At 66.7% G+C, this 18,612-nt stretch carries 16 protein-coding genes; 4 read left to right on the top strand and 12 right to left on the bottom strand.

What is annotated here, in order from left to right; translation table 11 throughout:
- Positions 1 to 30: 30 nt before the first annotated feature.
- Positions 31 to 468, bottom strand: a complete 438-nt coding sequence (locus QOC76_RS26175; RefSeq protein WP_526361946.1) for a nitroreductase family deazaflavin-dependent oxidoreductase — start codon at positions 466 to 468, stop codon at positions 31 to 33.
- An 87-nt stretch (positions 469 to 555) separates the two neighbouring features.
- On the opposite strand from QOC76_RS26175, the gene QOC76_RS26170 reads away from it, so the two are divergent.
- Entirely contained in the window at positions 556 to 783 is a 228-nt protein-coding gene (locus QOC76_RS26170; protein WP_526361944.1) for a hypothetical protein, read from the top strand.
- Here the strand turns inward: QOC76_RS26170 and QOC76_RS26165 are convergent.
- Both QOC76_RS26165 and fadD11 read right to left on the bottom strand, forming a co-directional pair.
- Positions 780 to 1,181: an SRPBCC family protein gene (locus QOC76_RS26165; RefSeq protein WP_526361942.1), complete on the bottom strand. Its 402-nt coding sequence runs from the start codon at positions 1,179 to 1,181 to the stop codon at positions 780 to 782. The genes QOC76_RS26170 and QOC76_RS26165 overlap by 4 nt on opposite strands.
- Complete coding sequence (gene fadD11, locus QOC76_RS26160) at positions 1,178 to 3,001, bottom strand: fatty acid--CoA ligase FadD11 (protein ID WP_526361940.1); 1,824 nt, start codon at positions 2,999 to 3,001, stop codon at positions 1,178 to 1,180. Before fadD11 ends, QOC76_RS26165 begins: the two co-directional genes overlap by 4 nt.
- 31 nt (positions 3,002 to 3,032) lie before the next feature.
- Here fadD11 and QOC76_RS26155 point away from each other — a divergent pair, with 31 nt between their 5' ends.
- Positions 3,033 to 3,773: a hypothetical protein gene (locus tag QOC76_RS26155; RefSeq protein ID WP_526361938.1), complete on the top strand. Its 741-nt coding sequence runs from the start codon at positions 3,033 to 3,035 to the stop codon at positions 3,771 to 3,773.
- Between the two features lie 13 nt (positions 3,774 to 3,786).
- Here the strand turns inward: QOC76_RS26155 and dnaE are convergent, their stop codons facing one another.
- The 6 genes from dnaE to lspA are packed head-to-tail and all read right to left on the bottom strand — an operon-like array spanning position 3,787 to position 11,676.
- The gene (gene dnaE, locus QOC76_RS26150) at positions 3,787 to 7,350 is read right to left on the bottom strand and encodes a DNA polymerase III subunit alpha (RefSeq protein ID WP_526361936.1); all 3,564 of its coding nucleotides are present in this window, start codon (positions 7,348 to 7,350) and stop codon (positions 3,787 to 3,789) included.
- A gap of 57 nt (positions 7,351 to 7,407) precedes the next feature.
- Positions 7,408 to 8,616: an RNA polymerase sigma factor gene (locus tag QOC76_RS26145; RefSeq protein WP_526362124.1), complete on the bottom strand. Its 1,209-nt coding sequence runs from the start codon at positions 8,614 to 8,616 to the stop codon at positions 7,408 to 7,410.
- A gap of 27 nt (positions 8,617 to 8,643) precedes the next feature.
- Positions 8,644 to 9,132 (bottom strand): YciI family protein, encoded by a 489-nt coding sequence (locus tag QOC76_RS26140; RefSeq protein ID WP_526361934.1) that lies wholly within the window; start codon positions 9,130 to 9,132, stop codon positions 8,644 to 8,646.
- A gap of 50 nt (positions 9,133 to 9,182) precedes the next feature.
- Positions 9,183 to 10,094: an EamA family transporter RarD gene (rarD, locus tag QOC76_RS26135; protein WP_526362122.1), complete on the bottom strand. Its 912-nt coding sequence runs from the start codon at positions 10,092 to 10,094 to the stop codon at positions 9,183 to 9,185.
- A gap of 23 nt (positions 10,095 to 10,117) precedes the next feature.
- Positions 10,118 to 11,071 (bottom strand): RluA family pseudouridine synthase, encoded by a 954-nt coding sequence (locus QOC76_RS26130; RefSeq protein WP_526361932.1) that lies wholly within the window; start codon positions 11,069 to 11,071, stop codon positions 10,118 to 10,120.
- Positions 11,071 to 11,676, bottom strand: coding sequence for a signal peptidase II (gene lspA / locus QOC76_RS26125; RefSeq protein ID WP_526361930.1), 606 nt, complete (start codon positions 11,674 to 11,676; stop codon positions 11,071 to 11,073). Before lspA ends, QOC76_RS26130 begins: the two co-directional genes overlap by 1 nt.
- A gap of 41 nt (positions 11,677 to 11,717) precedes the next feature.
- Here lspA and QOC76_RS26120 point away from each other — a divergent pair, with 41 nt between their 5' ends.
- Positions 11,718 to 12,650 (top strand): asparaginase, encoded by a 933-nt coding sequence (locus tag QOC76_RS26120; protein WP_526361928.1) that lies wholly within the window; start codon positions 11,718 to 11,720, stop codon positions 12,648 to 12,650.
- On the opposite strand, the gene QOC76_RS26115 is transcribed toward QOC76_RS26120, so the two are convergent.
- Positions 12,588 to 14,000: a DNA polymerase IV gene (locus QOC76_RS26115; protein ID WP_526361926.1), complete on the bottom strand. Its 1,413-nt coding sequence runs from the start codon at positions 13,998 to 14,000 to the stop codon at positions 12,588 to 12,590. The two genes, QOC76_RS26120 and QOC76_RS26115, sit on opposite strands and share 63 nt — an antisense overlap.
- 33 nt (positions 14,001 to 14,033) lie before the next feature.
- Between QOC76_RS26115 and QOC76_RS26110 the strand changes: the two genes are divergently transcribed.
- A complete protein-coding gene (locus QOC76_RS26110) occupies positions 14,034 to 14,792 on the top strand; it encodes a ferritin-like domain-containing protein (protein ID WP_526361924.1) in 759 nt (252 codons plus the stop codon).
- On the opposite strand, the gene ileS is transcribed toward QOC76_RS26110, so the two are convergent.
- Positions 14,789 to 17,932 (bottom strand): isoleucine--tRNA ligase, encoded by a 3,144-nt coding sequence (gene ileS, locus QOC76_RS26105; protein ID WP_526361922.1) that lies wholly within the window; start codon positions 17,930 to 17,932, stop codon positions 14,789 to 14,791. The two genes, QOC76_RS26110 and ileS, sit on opposite strands and share 4 nt — an antisense overlap.
- Before the next feature lie 185 nt (positions 17,933 to 18,117).
- Positions 18,118 to 18,612: hypothetical protein (locus tag QOC76_RS26100; protein ID WP_526361920.1), on the bottom strand; the 495-nt coding region annotated here is incomplete at its 5' end.

Genomic DNA, 18,612 nt, shown 5'->3' with positions numbered 1-18,612 from the left:
GCCATTCCGGCGTTTTCCTGCCAAAACGGATTAACTCACGGGGGTCAACACGAAGACCGGGATCTGGCGGTCGGTCTTCTTCTGATAGTCGGCGTAGTCGGGCCACGCCTGGACAGCGCGCTCCCACCAAGCCGCCTTCTCGTCGCCGAACACCTCACGGGCGTCGTAGTCGCCGGTGCTGGCCCCGTCCTGCAGTTCGACGTGCGGATTCTTCTTGACGTTGTGGTACCAGACCGGGTTCTTCGGCGCACCTCCCAGCGATGCCACCACGGCGTACTCGCCGTCATGCTCGACGCGCATCAGCGGTGTCCTGCGGACCTTGCCGCTCTTCGCCCCGATGGTGGTCAGCAGGATGACGGGCTTGCCCTTCAGCTCGGTGCCTTCTGCGCCGCCGGACTCCATGTACTTCTCGGCGTTCTCGCGGGCCCAATCGGACGTGCTGGGTTCGTATTCTCCGGAAATTGGCATAGAAGCAGTCTAGATGGGTAGAGACACGCCAGGCCGGATCGAAAGATTCGGCTGGCCGAAAAACAGGTTGAGGGGTATCGTCGAGCTATGACCACCGCCGAGCAGTTCCGCGCCTCGGTCAACCGCGCCACCTGCGAGGTTTCAGTCGCAGGCGTTCCGTGGCCGGCCTACAAGCTGTACGCGGTCGCCGTGGGCGTGCTGGTGCTTGTCGTCGGTCTCGCCACGGTGAGTACCGCGACGGCGGTCTTGTCCGCCGCCGGCGCCGCCACCATCGTTTGGCTGGCGTTCTCCGCGTACTGCTCCTCGCGCCGCTAACCCTCTGCGAGCTGTCGCAGCCGGTCAAGGTCGGCGGCCACCGTCGCGATGTCGCTGTCGAACTCCTCATCAGTCACGCCGGGACGCCGTCGCACCGTGAACACCACTTCGCAACGGGCCTGACCCTCGCCTGCCGGTATCACCCGCAGCGGGTTGTACACCGCCTCGCCCGAGGGCATCCGGACCACGTGGTCAAGCACCCCGTACTCGTTGATCGGCGCGAACTCGATGATCACCTCGCCCATCGGCGAATCGGCCACCCAACCGTCGGCGGTCCGCCGCAGCGCGCCCTCCGCCAGTCCGCTCGCCCACCGGGGCAGTTGCGCGGGGTCGGCCGCGATGGCGTACGCCACGTCGGGGGCGGCGTCGATCCACACGCTCACATGGCGAGACGTCACTGCGCCGCGCTCGTCGTCACCTTGGGCTCGTGAACCGCTTCGGCGATGTCGGAGGCGTACAGTTCCTCGATCTCGGAGCCGTACTTCTCGTGGATGGGCTTGCGCTTGAGCTTCATCGTCAGCGTGATCTCGTCGCCGCCGGGCTCCCAGAACGTCGGCAGCACTCGAAAGCGCTTGATCTGCTCCACCTTCGCCAGCTTCGCGTTGCCGGCTGCGACGCCTGCAGCGATCTCGGAGATCACGTCGGGGTGCGTGGCCAGAGCCTCCGCCGAATCGTCGGCCAATCCGCGTTGCGCCGCATACGGCCCAGCGGACTCGGCGTCGAGGACGATCAGCGCGGTGTTGTACGCACGGGCGTCGCCGATGGCAAGGATCACGCCGATGAGCGGGCACGCGGCCTTGATGGTGTTCTCGATGTTGGCCGGCGACATGTTCTTTCCCGCCGCGTTGATGATCAGTTCTTTCTTGCGATCAACGATCTTCAGGTAGCCGTCCTCGTCGACCTCCATCACATCGCCGGTGTGCAGCCAGCCGTCTTCGTCGACGGCCTCCGCCGTCTTCTTCGGCTCTTTGCGGTAGCCCTTCATCACCAGCGGGCCGCGCACAAGGAACTCGCCGTCCTCGGCGATCCTGCCCTCCATGCCGGGCACGAGCTTGCCCACCGTGCCCAGTCTGGTTTCGGAGGGATGTGCGACCGTTGCGATGCAGCTCAGCTCCGACATGCCCCAGACTTCGGAGATCGGAATTCCCAGGCCGAGGAAGAACGCCAAGGTTTCCTTCGGGATCGGCGCCGCGCCCGACACCGTATGCCTGACCTGTTCTAGACCCAGCTTCTCGCGCAGCTTCGACAGCACCAGTTCGTCGGCCTGCGCCCACTCCGCGGCAACGTCATCGGGTACCGGCTTCGCGGCCAGTAGGGCGTCGGCCTTTTTCGCGGCCACCGACAGGCCCCACTGCAACCCGATCCGCTTCGTCTCGTCGGGCTCGTTGGCGGCCGCGAATTCGATTGCCGCCTTGAGCTTTTCCCATACCCGGGGTACCGCCCCCCAGATCGTCGGCCGCACGTCGGGCAATGCTCCGGCGATGGCACGCGGGTCTGCAACGGTGGTGATCTGGGTGCCGAAAACCTCCTGCAGATACAGCGCGCCCATCCGGTCGGCGATGTGGGCCGTCGGCAGGAACGACGTACTGCGGTCCCCGAACCGCACCCCGAGCACCTCGTCGAGCGCGAACGCCTGGAACAGCAGGTTGGCGTGCGTAATCTCCACGCCCTTGGGATTGCCGGTGGTACCCGACGTGTAGATCAGCGTGGCGACGTCATCGGATCGCACCGCACGCCAGGACGCCTCGAAGTCGTAGTCGTCCGCGCCGGCGGCGATGAGGTCGTCGACCGACAGCGTGCCGTCAGGTGCGCCGTCGAGGCACACGATGTGGTCGATGTCGGCACCGCTGGCCCGGATCCGGTCGACGTACTGCGCTTCACACATGATCACCCTGGTGCCGGCGTTGTCGAACAGGTACACCAGCTGCTCGGCCGGCAACGTGTTGTAGACGGAGAACGAGGTCGCACCGACATGTTGTGCGCCTACCTCGAGTGGATAGAATTCCGGGCGATTGGCCATCATCAGCGACACCGTGTCGCCGCGCCGGACGCCGAGGCCGGCCAGTCCTGCGGCGACCTGCCGTACCTGAGCAGCATATTCACGCCAGGTCAGCGTTTCGGTGCCGCCCACCGTTCGTAGTGCGATCGCGTCGGGATCGATCGCGGCGGTGCGTTGGAAAGCTTCACAGAGTGTGGCAGGCCGATCGGATGTGCTCATGATTCACAACCTAGGCAATCACACTGTGCAGATGGACGGTTCACGTGAATCTGATATACGTCGCGAGCGCCTGACCCGGTTCGCCCAGGAGCTCGTGGCCGACGCCGAGAAGCGAGTACCCGCATGGGTTCGCCACGGTGACCCCGAGAGTGCGATACCGGTACGCATCGCTGTGCTCGCCGCAATGGCGCAGCAGGTCGCCATACCGAGGGCTTACACGGTGGTGCCGCGTTGGCCACTGCTTGTGCTCGAGGTTCTCCTTCTGGCCGCGCTGCTGGCGATCAATCCACGCGTCATGTCGCGCCGGACGCGGTTCGGCAGGTACGCCACGTGGGCGCTTCTGGCGGCGATCACCATCGACAACACACTGTCTGCGATTTTGTTGGATGCCCGCATCATCTCCGGTCAGGTGAGCAACAACGCGGCCGTGCTTCTCGGTAGCGGTGCGGCGATCTTCGTCACGAATATCATTGTGTTCGGCGTCTGGTACTGGGAGCTCGACCGCGGTGGCCCGTTCGCCAGGCACATCGGAGAGCGACCGTATCCCGACTTTCTGTTCCCTCAGATGGCGACTCCCAATGTGAGCAAACCGGATTGGCGCCCGACGTTCGTCGACTACCTGTACGTCAGCGTCACCAACGTGATGGCGTTCTCCCCCACCGATACCATGCCGCTGGCACGCTGGGCCAAGGCGTTGATGACCCTTCAGGCGATGGTCGCTCTATCCACAGCGGCACTCGTGATCTCGAGGGCGGTAAACGTTTTGGGCTGAACCAGCACGGAATCTAGCCCAGGCAGCCCGGCCCGAGCAGCGCTTTCAGGTCACCCATCAGCGCCGACGACGGCGTGACGCGCAGCGACTGGTCCAGTTCCAGCGTGGTGATGCGCTCCCCGCTGATCAGCCGCAGATGCACCTGCGAGGTGCCCGGGTGTCGCGCAAGCACCTGCTTGAGTGCGTTGACCTTGTCGATGGTGCATTGTCGCGTCGGCAGGCTCACCGCCAGTGGCCGGTCCACCGCGGCATTCGAGAAGTCGGGCACCACAAGGTCGTTGGCGATCAGGCAGATCCGGTCGTCCTGAATTCTGACCTTGGCGCTGACGAGAACCACCGCGTCGTCGACGACTTCCGCGCCGAAACTCGAGTACGTATGCGGGAAGAACATCACCTCGACGCCACCGGTCAGGTCTTCCAATTGAGCTGAGGCCCATGGCATCCCGTTCTTATTGACGCGGCGATTCACCCCGGTCAGAATCCCGCCGACCCGCACCTGGGCGTCGTTGGGGGCGTCGCCGTCGAGGATGGCTGGAATCTGGGTATCCACCTGCGTCGCCAACAGGTGAGCGACGCCGTTGAGCGGATGGCCGGACACGTACAGGCCGAGCATCTCCCGTTCCAGCGCCAGCTTGTGCTTGTCGTCCCACTCCTCGTCGGGCACCTTGATGGTGAACACCGCATCGGTGGCGGTGTCCGCCCCGCCGAAGAGGTCGAACTGGCCCATCGCCTCGGCCTTCTTGGTTCCGAGCACCGATTCGACGGCGTCGGTGTGCACCAGGAAGAGACCCTTGCGCGGATGGCCGAGCGAGTCGAACGCGCCTGCCTTGATCAACGACTCGGTGACCTTCTTGTTGCACGGCCCGATATCGATCTTGTTCAGGTAGTCGGAGAAGTCGATGAACTTCCCCTTGTCCGTTCGCGAACCGATAAGTGAGGCAACGACGTTCGCGCCGACGTTGCGCACGGCGCCGAGCCCGTAGCGGATGTCCTCGCCAACGGAAGCGAAGTTCAGCCCGGACTCGTTGACATCCGGCGGCAGCACGGTGATGCCGAGTTTGCGGCAATCCGCGAGGTACACCGCCGCCTTGTCCTTGTCGTCGCCCACCGACGTGAGGAGTCCGGCCATGTACTCGGCCGGATAGTTCGCCTTGAGGTAGGCCGTCCAGTACGACACCAGCCCGTAGCCTGCGGCGTGCGACTTGTTGAAAGCGTAGTCGGCGAACGGAAGCACGGTGTCCCACAGCGCCTTGATGGCGGCTGCCGAGAACCCGTTGGTCTTCATGCCCTCCGAGAAGCCCTCGTATTCCTTGTCGAGCACTTCGCGCTTCTTCTTGCCCATGGCCTTGCGCAGAATGTCCGCTCGGGCGAGCGAGTAGCCGGCGACCTTCTGGGCGATGCGCATGATCTGTTCTTGGTAGACGATCAGGCCGTAGGTCTCGGCCAGGATCTCCTCGAGCGGTTCGGCCAACTCCGGGTGGATCGGCTTGATCGCCTGGCGGTTGTTCTTGCGGTCGGCGTAGTCGTTGTGGGCGTTCATGCCCATCGGGCCGGGCCGGTACAGCGCGATCACGGCGACGACGTCCTGGAAGCCGGTGGGCTGCATACGGCGCAGAAGGTCGCGCATCGGGCCGCCGTCGAGCTGGAAGACACCGAGAGTGTCTCCGCGGCCGAGCAATTCGTAGGTGGGTCCGTCATCGAGCGGCAGCGACTCGAGGTCGAGCTCGATGCCCCTGTTGGCCTGAATGTTCTCCAGCGCGTCGCCGATGATCGTCAGGTTCCGCAACCCGAGGAAGTCCATCTTCAACAGGCCGATGGCCTCGCACGACGGGTAGTCCCAGCCGGTGATGATGGCGCCGTCCTGCGCCCGCTTCCACAGGGGTATGGCCTGGGTCAGCGGCTCGGAGCTCATGATCACCGCGCAGGCGTGCACGCCGGAGTTGCGGATCAGCCCTTCCAGGCCGCGGGCGGTCTCATAAATGGTGCGGACGTCGGGATCGGTGTCGATCAGGCCGCGAACTTCCGCGGCTTCCTTGTACCGCTCATGGGCCGGATCGGTGATGCCCGACAGCGGGATGTCCTTGGCCATGATGGGTGGCGGCAGCGCCTTGGTGATACGGTCCGCGATCGCGAAACCCGGCTGGCCGTAGTGGATTCTCGCCGAATCCTTGAGTGCGGCCTTCGTCTTGATGGTGCCGAAGGTGATGACCTGGGCGACGCGGTCATGACCCCATTTGTCGGCGGCGTAGCGCACCATCTCGCCGCGACGACGGTCGTCGAAGTCGATGTCGATGTCGGGCATCGATGCGCGTTCCGGGTTGAGGAAGCGCTCGAACAGCAAGCCGTGCTCGATCGGGTCGATATCGGTGATCCGCAACGCGTAGGCCACCAGCGAACCCGCCGCCGACCCGCGGCCGGGGCCGACCCGGATGTCCACCGATCGCGCATAACCGACGAGGTCGGCGACGATCAGGAAGTACGACGGAAACCCCTTGCCGCAGATGACTTCGATCTCGTATGCGGCGCGTTCGGTGTATTCCGGCGGCACGCCGGCGGGAAATCGCCCCGCCAGCCCCGCGTCCACCTCGTGTCGCAGCCACGACGCCTGATTGTGACCCTCGGGCACCGGAAAGACCGGCATGCGGTCGCGGGTCTCCCAGACCTCCTTGTAGGACTGCACGCGCTCGGCGATGAGCAGCGTCGAGTCGCACGCGCCCGGGAGTTCGTCGTCCCACAGCGCCCGCATCTCGGCGGCGGACTTCAGGTAGTAGCCGTCGCCGTCGAACTTGAACCGGTTGGGATCCGACAGCGTCTTGCCGGTCTGCACACACAGCAGCGCTTCGTGATTATGCGCGGCGTCGCGGGTGACGTAGTGGCAGTCGTTGGTGGCGAGGGCCGGGATGTCGAGTTTGCGGCCGATCTCCAGCAACCCGTCGCGGACCCGCCGCTCGATCGAAAGGCCATGGTCCATCAGCTCGAGGAAGTAATTGTCAGCGCCGAAGATCTCCCGCCATTTCGCGGCTGACTCCAGCGCCTCGCGATCATGGCCAAGCCGCAGCCGGGTCTGCACCTCCCCCGACGGGCAGCCGGTGGTGGCGATGATGCCTGCCGCGTGCTCGCCGACGATCTCGGCGTCCATCCTCGGCCACTTGCCGAGTTGGCCCTCGAACGACGCCAGCGACGACAGCTTGAACAGGTTGCGCACGCCCGCCGCGTTCTCCGCGACCATCGTCAGGTGGGTGTAGGAGCCACTGCCCGACACGTCGTCGGCCTTCTGGCCCGGGTCGCCCCACAGGATGCGGCGGGTGTCGAAGCGGGATCCGGGCGCGATGTAGGCCTCGACGCCGATGATCGGCTTGATACCGGCCTCGGTGGCCAAGTTGTAGAACTCGCTGGCGCCGAACATGTTTCCGTGGTCGGTCATGCCGATCGCCGGCATCTCCAGCCGCTGGGCCTCGGCCAGCATCGGAGCGATCTTCGCGGCGCCGTCCAGCATCGAATATTCGGTGTGGTTGTGCAGGTGCACGAAGGACGACCGATGAGCGCTCGCGCTGAGAGCAGATGGACCCGAGTTCATAGGGACGCCAGTGTATGACCGCCCACCGACGAGCACGGGCGTGTCGGAGTGCGTGTCTTATCGCGTTAGCGAAGTTAGCTGTTCACGCAGGTAGTCGGCGACACCTCGATCGGTCGTCAGCTCGATGGCGGCGCGGTATGCGTGTGCTGCGGGCCCGGCCCGGCCCGCCTCGGCCAACAAGTGGGCGCGGGTGCTCCAAGCCGGCTGGAAGCGCTCGACGGCCGGATCGCCGATCGCGTCCAGTGCGCGCAGCCCGGCGTCCGGTCCGTCGATCGCAGCGTCGACGGCGGCCAGCGCGACGGCCGCGCCCAGCGACGGCGCCACGCGCATCAGGGCGCGATACAGCTTTCGAAGCGGCTCCGGGTCGGTCGGTCGAGAGCAGTGTGCCGACTGGATTGCGGCCTCGTACTGGAACCGGCCCGGCCGGCCGGAGTCGTGAGCGCGTCGCAGGAACGCCTCACCGCGCGCGATCAGCGCGGCATCCCAGCGCGTCGCGTCCTGGTCGTCGAGCGGGATGTATCGGCCGTGGTCATCGCGTCGGGCGGACCTGCGGGCCTCCGACAGGCAGACCGTCGCCGCCAGCCCGAGCACCTCCGGCTCGTCGGGCAGCAACTCGGTCAGCACCAGCGCCAGGTGCAGCGCCTCCGCGGCCAGCGTTTCGATCGGCGCGGCCTGCGGCATCCACTGCCAGTCGATCGCGTACGCGCCGTAGACCGCTTCGAGCACCGCGGGCAGCCGTGCGGCCAGGTCGTCGCGCTCGGGCAGCACGAACGGAATTCCCGCGTCGCGGATGCGCTTCTTGGCCCGCACCAGACGCTGCGCCATGGTGACGGGTTCGACCGCGAAGGCCTCGGCGATGGCGCTCGCCTCGACCCCGAGCACTGTCTGCAGCATCAACGGCGTGCGGATGTTCGGCGCGATGGCGGGGTGGGCGCAGACCAGCATCAGCTCGAGCCGCCGGTCGGGGATGGCGGGCATGTCGTCGTCGATTTCGCCAGCGTCTTGGGCGGTTTCGCCGAGCGGATCGGTCATCCGGTACGCATGTGACTTCCACACGTCGCGCAACCGGTTGCGGGCGACCGTCAGCAGCCAGGCTTCGGGGTTGGCCGGAATTCCGTCCTCTGGCCAGCGTTGCAACGCGCGTTCCAGCGCATCGGCCAGCGCGTCCTCGGCGGTTCCGACATCTCGGGTGGGCGCCGCCAGCACGGCGAGCAGCCGACCGTAGGATTCGCGAACGAGGTCGGCTACCCGCCGCTGGGCTGTCATCTGCTCTTCGCGCAAGCGCTCATCCTGTTACGGGTTGTACCATCCGCGGTCGGCGGCGAATGTCCGTGCCACCGGGCGGATTTCGATGGAACCCCAGCCGTTGGCCGGGTTGCGCTGAGCCCACTTCAGCGCCTCGTCCAGGTTGGCCACCTCGATGACGAAGATGCCGCCGAGGCGTTCCTTGGTGTCGGCGAAGGGGCCGTCCTGGACCTCGGGCTTGCCATTGCGGGCGGTCACTGTCGTGGTGGACACCACCGGTTCGAGTACCTCGGTGCCGATGAGCACGCCCGCAGCGGACAGATCGTCGGCGTAGGCCTGGAACGCGGCCATCGCCGGCGCCATGTCCTGCTCGGTCAGTCCGATCTCACTGGCTTCCTGGTAATGCATCAACAGGCAGTACCGCATGGTGTCCTCCTCGACGTCGATTGTGACCCTGACACCGTTATGACGAGTCGGTCGCGACCGAATCGACATCTGACGGCCAAGCGGTCCGCGCAGGGCAGCGAGAGCGCTCATGAATGTTCTCCTTCTGTCGGTGGCCGCCCTGGTTGCGGGGCGGTCGCCAACTAGGAGTTGCGAGTGCCGGGTGGTCGCACACTTTTCTCCAAAGTCTGCGACGTCTTTTGTGAGTTGCGGCGCGCCCGCCGCAGGGCGTCGGCGGTGAACACCACCAGCGCCAGCCAGATCAGGGCGAAGCCGAGCCACCGGCCGACGGGCATCGGCTCGTGCCCGACCAGCACTCCCCAGGCCATCTGCAGGCCGGGGTTGAGGTAGAACAACAGTCCCAGCGTCACCATTGGCAGCCGTTGTGCGGCCGCCGCGAAGAGCAGCAGCGGAATCGCGGTCACCGGGCCTGCCAGCAGCAACAGCGCGGTGTGTGCGGTTCCGTAGTCGACGAAGTGCGCCTGGTGGTGGACCTGCAGCCAGACCATGTAACCGACCGCGACGGGAAGCGCCCACAATGTCTCCACCGCGACGCCCACCCGCGGGTCCGCGTCGACCACCTTCTTGATCAGGCCGTACAGGCCGAATGAGAACGCCAGGATGAGCGCGACGTACGGCACCTCACCCACTTCGGCGGTCAGTATCGCGACGGCCGCGACAGCGAGAACCAGCGCGAGAAGCTGCCACCGGTTGAGCCGCTCCCCAAAGATCACCACTCCGAGCGCCACCGTGACGAGCGGGTTGATGAAGTAGCCCAGGGCGGCGTCGACGACGTGGCCGTGGGTGACGGCCCAGATGTAGGTGCCCCAGTTGACCGCGATCAACGCCGACGCCGCCAGCAGCTGAAACCAGGCCCGGGCGCTGAGCCTGGACAGATCACCGAGGCGGCGCACCACGGCCAGCAGCACCAGGAGGAACACCGCACTCCACACGAAGCGATGGGCAAGTATCTCCGGCGCGGTGGCGGGCAGCAGCAGGATGAAGAACCCAGGGCAGAGCCCCCACCAGATATAGGCGCCTGCCCCGAACAGCAGCCCGGAGCGCCGCCGCCCGTCGTTCACAGTTTTCCCCCGCGAGCGGGAGGTCCCCCCTGGTTGCGCAGTACGTCCAGCGCGTGTTGCAGGTCGGACGGGTACGGGCTGCTGAACTCGATGCGGCGCCCGTCGGCTGGGTGCGCGAAGGCCAATGAGCGCGCATGGAGCCATTGCCGTTCCAGACCGAGCCTTTTGGCGAGCGTCGGGTCGGCGCCGTAAGTCAGATCACCGGCGCACGGGTGGTGCAGCGCAGCGAAGTGCACCCGGATCTGGTGCGTGCGGCCGGTTTCCAGCTCTATGTCGAGCAGGCTGGCAGCCTGGTGGGCTTCCAGTGTGTCGTAGTGGGTGATGCTGTGCCTGCCGTCGGCCATGACGGCGAACTTCCAGTCGTGGCCGCGGTGCCTGCCGATCGGCGCGTCGATGGTGCCGCTGGAGGGATCCGGATGTCCTTGCACCAGAGCGTGATAGCGCTTCTCGACGGTGCGCTGCTTGAACGCCCGCTTCAGCAGGGTGTACGCGCGCTCGGAGAGCGCGACCACCATCACACCCGATGTGCCGACGTCGAGGCGGTGCACGATGCCCTGCCGCTCGTGAATGCCCGAGGTGGTGATCCGGAAGCCCGCGGCCGCCAGTCCACCGAGCACCGTCGGTCCGTGCCAGCCGACCGTGGCATGAGCGGCCACACCGGCGGGTTTGTCGACCGCGACGATGTCGTCGTCGGAGTACAGGACGGTCATGCCCTCGATATCGACCGGCGTGTTCTCCGGCGGCCCAGGCGCTTCGGGCAGACGCACCTCCAGCCACGCGCCCGGTGTCAGCCGGTCCGACTTGCCGACCGTGGTGCCGTCGATATCGACACCGCCCTCTTCGGCCAGCGCCGCGGCTGCGGTGCGGGACAGGCCGAGCAGCCGGGCCAGCCCGGCGTCGACGCGCATGCCCGCCAGTCCCTCCGGCACGGGCATCGAGCGGGTGTCCATCAGGAGGGTTCGGTCTCTTGCCCGCCGCCGACGCCCGATTCCTCCGATTCGTCGTCACCGGGCCTGCGTCTGCCGACGGTGTCGAAATCGAACCCGAACAACGACAGCACCACCAACAGGATCGCCCCGCCCACCACCGACGGGTCAGCGACGTTGAACACCGGCCACCAACCGATGGACAGGAAGTCGACGACGTGGCCCCGCAGCGGAGCAGGCGAGCGGAAGAACCGGTCGACGAGGTTGCCCATCGCACCGCCGAGGATCATGCCGAGGCCGATGGCCCACCACGGCGACACCAGCCGCCTGCCCATCCAGATGATGCCGATCACCACGCCGCTGGCGATCAGGGTCAACACCCAGGTGTAGCCGGTGGCCATCGAGAACGCGGCGCCGGAGTTGCGGACCAGCGTCCACGTCACGGTGTCACCGATGATCGAGACCGGCTGACCTGGCGTGAGAAGCCTCACCGCCAGCACTTTCGTGACGACGTCGAGCGCCAGAATGACGGCCGCCACCGACACCAGTAGTCGGATTCGGCGCCGCGGCTTTGCTTCGGTGTCGTCGGCAGCGGTCACCGACTCGTTTGGAGCCGATTCGTCAGTCACGCCCCCATCATTCCAGTGCGCGATTTTGCAATGATGAGGGCGTGAGCCGCCTCGTCGTCATCACCACCGGCGGCACGATCGCCAGCAGCGCCGGCACTGACGGCGTGAAGCGGCCCACGACCAGCGGCGCCGATCTGGTTTCCGGACTCGACGTCGAGGTTGTGGACCTGATGTCGGTGGACAGTTCGCAACTGACGCCCGCCGACTGGGATGCCATGCGGACGGCGCTGGCCGCCGTCGCGCAGCGATCGGACGTCGATGGAGTGGTGATCACCCACGGCACCGACACCATGGAGGAATCGGCGCTCTGGCTGGAGCTGACCTACGACGGCGCCACGCCCGCGGTGATCACCGGCGCACTACACAGCGCCGACGCGCCGGACGCGGACGGACCGCAGAATCTGCGTGACGCGTTGACCGTCGCGGGCAGCCCGCAGGCCCGCGGCCTCGGCGTGCTGGTGGCTCTCGGGGGAACCGTCTGGCAGCCGCTGCGACTGCAGAAGGATGCGACAGCGGCTCACGGCGGCTTCGCAGGCGTCGCGGTGGGAGCGGTCACCGACGAGCGGTTCGACCTGCAGGCCGCAAAGGATCGGCCGTTTTTTGGTGAACTGGCGAGCGCCGACGCGCCCCGGGTCGACATCCTCGCGCTGTATCCGGGCGCCGACAGCGTGGCGATGGACGCGTGTGTCGCGGCCGGTGCCCGGGGGATCGTGCTCGAAGCGGTCGGCTCGGGCAACGCAGGCGCCGCGGTGATCAAAGCGGTCCGGCGACACTGTGGCGACGGCGTCGCGGTGGCGGTGTCGACCAGAGTGCCCGGCGGAAAGGTCGGCGCCGGCTACGGGCCGGGGCGCGCGCTCCTCGACGCCGGCGCCTCGATGGTGCCGCGACTGCGGCCCCCACAGGCCAGGGTGCTATTGATGGCCGCCCTGGCGGGCGGCGCGCCCGTCGACGACGTCATCACCCGCTGGGGGTGAGTCGGCGGCCAGCGCGCTGACATAGTCCGGCCAGTCCAAGCTGTCGACCGGATTGGCGCGTCGAACGTCGGGGGTGTCGTCGCCGAACGTGCGGACCGGCCCGGGGCCGGTGCTGCGGGTCTCGAACCGAATGGTCATCACGCCGTGCCCTGCTCCCTGAATCCAACCGTGGCCGTACTCGGTGTGCGCGACGTCGTCACCGATCCGCCAGGCAGGCGCCCGCTCCGTGGCCTGGCGCAGCGTCTGCGGCAGTCCGGTGTCGGACACTTCTTCGGCCATCAGCTCCAGGTCAGGAAACAGCGACTCCTGCCGAACTTCTGACAGCCCCGAAAAACCAACGCCGACAAGGCGAATGGGGCCGACGTCGACGGGATCCAACAGGAGCTTGCGCGCCATCGCGATCAGCGTGGCGGCGTCTGCGGTGGCATACGGCAGTGTCGCCGAACGGGTCAGGATACTCATATCGGACTTCCTCAGCTTGACGGTGACGGTGCGTGCGCCGCGGCCGTCCTTCTCGAGTCGCGCGTGCGCATGCTCCCCGATCGGGCCCGCCGCCTCACGCAGTTGATCGAGGGTGGTCAGGTCTTCCGGGAAGGTGGATTCGGCGCTGATCTGTTTGGCGGGTCCGTTCTCGGCGACGGGTCGGTCGTCGATGCCCCGGGCCAGCTGGTGCAGCGCAGGGCCGACGGTGCCACCGAGGATGTTGGCCGCCTCGGCGTCCGACAAGGCGGCGAAGGCGCCGACGGTCTCGATACCGAGCCGGTGCAGCTTTTCCTCTGCGACGGGACCGATCCCCCAAAGGCGGCGGACGGGCAAACCGTCCAGCAGCGCGCGCTCCTCGTCGCGGCGCACCACCCGAATGCCGTCGGGTTTGGCCAGTCCCGAGGCGATCTTGGCGATCTGCTTGCCTGATCCGGCGCCGACGGACGCGACGAGCCCGGTCACGTCGCGAATCTTGCCCCGCAGCGCCTCGCAGAACTCCGCAACGTCGGGCGCGGTGGCGCCCGCGAGTTCGGCGGGCTCACCGAAGGCCTCGTCGAACGACAGCTGCTCGAGGGTCGGCACCACCGAACGGACGGTGTCGAGCACGCGGCGGCTGGCCACGCCGTAGACGACTCCCCGCGGCGGCAACACCACGGCCGTGGCGCCGACCATCCGGCGGGCCTGGTGCATCGGCATCGCCGATCTCGCACCGTACACCCTGGACTCATAGCTGGCGCCTGCGACCACGCCGCGGCCGCCGAGCCCGCCGACGAGGACCGGGCGTGCGCGCAATGTAGGGCGGGTCAGCTGCTCGACCGACGCGAAGAACGCATCCATGTCGAGGTGCAGGACCCAGCGAGCAGCCACATCTGCCGATGCTAGGACGCTAGCCTGGCGATCATGACGCACCAGGCCGACAATGCCTTCGCTCCTCACGTGCGCGACGTCGGCATCTTCGGTCCCTGGGTGCAGCATTTCGAGCAGAACGAGCACTTGCACGCCAACGTCGACGCGGCCATCGCGTTCGAGGACCGCTGCGACATCCCCGACTCGGTGCGCCACCCGCTGATCGAATCGGTGCGGCGGTTCCAGCTCGGCGAGAGCGGTGACGGAGAACAGCTGCTGCGCAAGGCCGCGCGTGCAGGCGATCCCGACTACCTGCGGGCCGCAGAATTATTCGTGGCCGAAGAGCAGCAGCACGCCGCGTTGCTCCTGCGCCTGCTCGGTTATCTCGGCGGCCAGCCGATGCGCAGTCACTGGTCGGACGCGGTGTTCGTGCGGTTACGCAGGCTGATGGGCCTGCGGACGGAGTTGATGGTGCTGACGGTCGCCGAAGTAGTCGCGCTGTCCTACTACGGCGGCCTGGCCAACGCGGGACCGGACCCCGTCGTGCGGTCGGTGGCCGACCGGATTGTCGCCGACGAGCATCCACATGTGCGCTTCCAAGTCGACCGGCTCCGCGCCGGCTTCGCCGACTCACGCACCGCGGCGCGGGCCCTGGCGTTCGCCTTCTGGTGGCTGACGGCAATCGGTGCGACCGTCGTGGTGGCCTTCGACCACGGCCCGCTGCTCGATGCGATCGGCTACCGGCGCACGCGTTTCATCCGCGACGTTCTCGCCGACTTCGCCAAGGTCGCCTCTGCCGTCCTGCGCCGCTAGACCTTGGCGATCGCCACCCGAACTCCGTCGCCGATAACACTGCCGTCGGCTGGTTCGCCGAACTCGAAAGTGGTGGCAAGGATCTCCCGCGCGATCATGTCGGCGTGCGTGCGTGCCCAGTCCTGGCGTTCCGCAGGCACCGCCATCAGCACCGAAATACGGTCTGACACATCCAGACCCGTCGTCCTGCGCAGTTCCTGAAGTTCGCGGATACGGTCTTTGGCCCAGCCCTCGGCCTCCAGCTCGGGCGTGACCGTGCCGTCGAGCACCACCAGACCCGACCCCTCGGACAGTGCCGCGGTGAACTCCGGATCGGCGGCCACCAGCCGCGAGCTGAACTCTTCGGGCAGCAGTACCGCTGGTCCCGCGGTGAGCGTGCCGTCCGAATTGACGACGCCGCCGCCCGCCTTCACGGCCTTGATCGCGGCCTGCACGTCCTTGCCGATGCGCGGCCCCGCTGCGCGCGCGTTGACCGTCAGCTCGAACCGGCCGAACTCCGAAATGTCGTCGGTCAGCTCCACTTCCTTCACATTCAGCTCATCGGCGATCAGTTCCCTGAACGGTGCCAGGCGCTGCGGGTTCTCCACAGCGACAGTCAGCTTGGGCAGCGGCAACCGCACCCGCAACTTCTTCGCCTTGCGCAGCGACGACGCCGCCGAGGCCACCTCGCGCACCTGATCCATCGTTGCGACCAGGTCGGGATCGTGCGGCAGGTCGCCTTCTTCCGGCCAGTCGGTGAGATGCACCGAACGCTCGCCGGTGATGCCGCGCCAGATCACCTCGGTCGTCAGCGGAAGCAGCGGCGCGGCCAGCCTTCCCACCACCTCCAAGACGGTGTGCAGTGTGTCGATGGCGTCGGGATCCTCTTCCCAGAATCGCGAACGCGACCGTCGCACGTACCAATTCGTCAGCGCCTCGGTGAACTGGCGCAATTCGTCGCAGGCGCCTGAGATGTCGCAGACATCCATCGACGTGGTCAGGTCGTCGCGCAGCTGCGCGAGCTTGGCCAGGATGTAGCGATCCAGGACATGCGTCGAGTTCGTCCGCCAGGTGCCCTTCTTCGGCGCGTACAGCGCCAGGAATGTATAGGCGTTCCAGATCGGCAGCTGCACCTGCCGAACACCCTCGCGGATGCCCTGTTCCGTGACGAACAGGTTGCCGCCGCGAAGGATGGGAGACGCCATCAGGAACCAGCGCATGGCGTCGGAACCGTCCCGGTCGAAGACCTCGGAGACGTCCGGATAGTTACGCAGCGACTTGCTCATCTTCTGGCCGTCGTTGCCGAGCACGATGCCGTGCGACACACAGGTTTTGAACGCCGGGCGATCGAACAACGCGGTGGCCAGGACGTGCATCATGTAGAACCAGCCGCGCGTCTGTCCGATGTACTCCACGATGAAGTCGGCCGGGAAATGCGACTCGAACCAGCCGGCGTTGTCGAACGGGTAGTGCACTTGGGCGTAGGGCATCGATCCGGAGTCGAACCAGACGTCGAACACGTCGGGAATGCGCCGCATCGTGGACTTGCCGGTCGGGTCGTCGGGATTGGGCCGCGTCAACTCGTCGATGTAGGGCCGGTGCAGGTTATCCGGCCGCACACCGAAGTCCCGCTCCAACTCGTCGAGGCTGCCGTACACGTCGATGCGCGGATACGCCGGATCGTCGGATGTCCACACCGGAATAGGACTGCCCCAGTAGCGATTCCGAGAGATCGACCAGTCACGGGCATTGGACAGCCACTTGCCGAACTGGCCGTCCTTGACGTGTTCGGGGTACCAGGTGATCTGCTGGTTGAGCTCCACCATGCGGTCGCGGAATTCGGTGACCTTGACGAACCAGGACGAAACAGCCCGGTAGATCAACGGGTTCCGGCACCGCCAGCAGTGCGGGTAGGAGTGTTCGTGGGTTTCGTGCCGCAGCAGCACCGGCCGGTTCTGCGCGGCCGGACCGCTCTGGTTCTTGAGATCGCGGATGATCTGCGGGTTGGCGTCGAAGATGTGCTGGCCCGCGTAGTCGGGCACCGTCTCGTCGAACCGGCCCCCCGCGTCCACCGGCGTGACGGGGACGATGTCAGCCGCCTGTGCGATGGCCATGTCCTCCTCGCCGTAGGCGGGTGACGTGTGCACGATGCCGGTGCCGTCGTCGGTGGTGACGTAATCGCCCGGCAGCACCTGAAAACTGTTGGGCGCGTCCATGAAATACGGCAGCGGCGGCAGGTAGTGCATGCCGAGAAGTTCGTCGCCCGAATAGCTGGCCAGGATCTCGGGTTCCTCGCCCAGTTCGCGTGCGTAGGCGGCCAGCCGCGCCCTCGCCAGCACGAAGCGGTGCTCCCCCGCGCGTACGACCACATACTCGACATCCGGATTGACCGCGACCGCCTGGTTGGACGGCAAGGTCCACGGCGTGGTCGTCCACACCAACAGGTACGCATCCTGCAGCGGGCCTTCGATGACTCGGAATCCGACCGTGATGGCCGGGTCCTGACGGCTCTGGTAGACGTCGTCGTCCATCCGCAACTCATGGCTGGACAGCGGCGTCTCGTCGTTCCAGCAGTACGGCAGCACCCGGTTGCCTTCGTAGGCAAGACCTTTGTCCCACAACTGCTTGAACGCCCAGATCACCGACTCCATGAACGTGAGATCCAGTGTCTTGTAGTCGTTGTCGAAGTCGACCCAACGCGCCTGCCTCGTCACGTATGCGCGCCACTCCTGCGTGTACTTGAGCACCGACGCGCGACAGGCATCGTTGAACTTCTCGATGCCCATCTCTTCGATCTGCGATTTGTCGGTGATGCCGAGCTGCCGCTGCACTTCCAGCTCGGCGGGCAGCCCGTGGGTGTCCCAGCCGAAGCGGCGGTCCACCTTGTACCCACGCATGGTGCGGTACCGCGGGACGATGTCTTTGACGTAGCCGGTCAACAGGTGGCCGTAGTGCGGCAGGCCGTTGGCGAACGGCGGCCCGTCGTAGAACACGTACTCCGGCGCACCGTCGCGGCGCGCAACGCTGGCGCGGAAGGTGTCGTCGTTCTCCCAGTAGTCCAGGACGTCGGATTCAATCGCCGGGAAGTTGGGCGCGCCGCCTGCCGGCTTCGGATAGGTGGTCACGGTCGTGCGTCGTCTCCTGTGCCAAACGTCGTTCATGGCACGGGGACGACGACGCGCCGGTGCGCGAACGCCGCGGTACCACCCCGCTTGCGCACATGTGTGCGCCGCTCAACTTGCGGCTGTGACGGGCCTACCCGTTCGGGTCTACTGGGCCTGAGCTGTTCTTCCGAAGGCTTCCCGGTGATGGCCGGATCTGCGCCGATACGTCAGATTCTAGCGACTCAGTGACCGACCGCCATCGGGGTGTGCTGCGCAGGCATGGCCTCGGACGTCAGCTCGATCAGCGCCAGCGGCAGCTGCTCGGCCAACTCCTCCACGGTGTAGGAGTCGAAGCTGCGGGTGTCATACCACCAGTCCAGCTGAACCAGGCCGTCCGCCCGGTATGCCCGCAGCTCGAGCGCATGGCGCAGACCGGGCTCCGTGCCGAGGTACGAGAAGAAGATCTCCGACGGCGGCTGGGCCGCGAGCTTCGGCGCGGCCGGCCCTGTCGCGAGGCTGCGGTGCACGACGCCCAACGACTCCGTGGCGGTGGCGAGACCCGCTGAGGTGCATGACAACGACACCGCCCCGCTGTGGCCGGCGACGTCGACGGGAACAACACCCTCGCCGATCGTCCGTGCGATCGCGAGACCCAGTGCCGCGAGAAGGATTTCCTCGCCCGCCAGGCCGAGATACCACTGCGCGCCGTCCAGTTCCCCGGTCAGCGTGCTGTCCAG

Source organism: Mycobacterium sp. (assembly GCF_032159565.1).
Classification (GTDB): Bacteria; Actinomycetota; Actinomycetes; order Mycobacteriales; family Mycobacteriaceae; genus Mycobacterium.
The sequence above is the reverse complement of the archived record's forward strand: the minus strand, read 5'-3'. Positions and strand labels throughout refer to the sequence as shown.

What these genes read in the sequence shown, in the direction of transcription:
- QOC76_RS26175 (WP_526361946.1), bottom strand. Translation starts at nt 468, where the DNA reads ATGCCAATTTCCGGAGAATACGAACCCAGCACGTCCGATTGGGCCCGC.
- QOC76_RS26170 (WP_526361944.1), top strand. Translation starts at nt 556, where the DNA reads ATGACCACCGCCGAGCAGTTCCGCGCCTCGGTCAACCGCGCCACCTGC.
- fadD11 (WP_526361940.1), bottom strand. Translation starts at nt 3,001, where the DNA reads ATGAGCACATCCGATCGGCCTGCCACACTCTGTGAAGCTTTCCAACGC.
- QOC76_RS26155 (WP_526361938.1), top strand. Translation starts at nt 3,033, where the DNA reads ATGGACGGTTCACGTGAATCTGATATACGTCGCGAGCGCCTGACCCGG.
- dnaE (WP_526361936.1), bottom strand. Translation starts at nt 7,350, where the DNA reads ATGAACTCGGGTCCATCTGCTCTCAGCGCGAGCGCTCATCGGTCGTCC.
- QOC76_RS26145 (WP_526362124.1), bottom strand. Translation starts at nt 8,616, where the DNA reads ATGACAGCCCAGCGGCGGGTAGCCGACCTCGTTCGCGAATCCTACGGT.
- QOC76_RS26140 (WP_526361934.1), bottom strand. Translation starts at nt 9,132, where the DNA reads ATGAGCGCTCTCGCTGCCCTGCGCGGACCGCTTGGCCGTCAGATGTCG.
- QOC76_RS26130 (WP_526361932.1), bottom strand. Translation starts at nt 11,071, where the DNA reads ATGGACACCCGCTCGATGCCCGTGCCGGAGGGACTGGCGGGCATGCGC.
- QOC76_RS26110 (WP_526361924.1), top strand. Translation starts at nt 14,034, where the DNA reads ATGACGCACCAGGCCGACAATGCCTTCGCTCCTCACGTGCGCGACGTC.
- ileS (WP_526361922.1), bottom strand. Translation starts at nt 17,932, where the DNA reads ATGAACGACGTTTGGCACAGGAGACGACGCACGACCGTGACCACCTAT.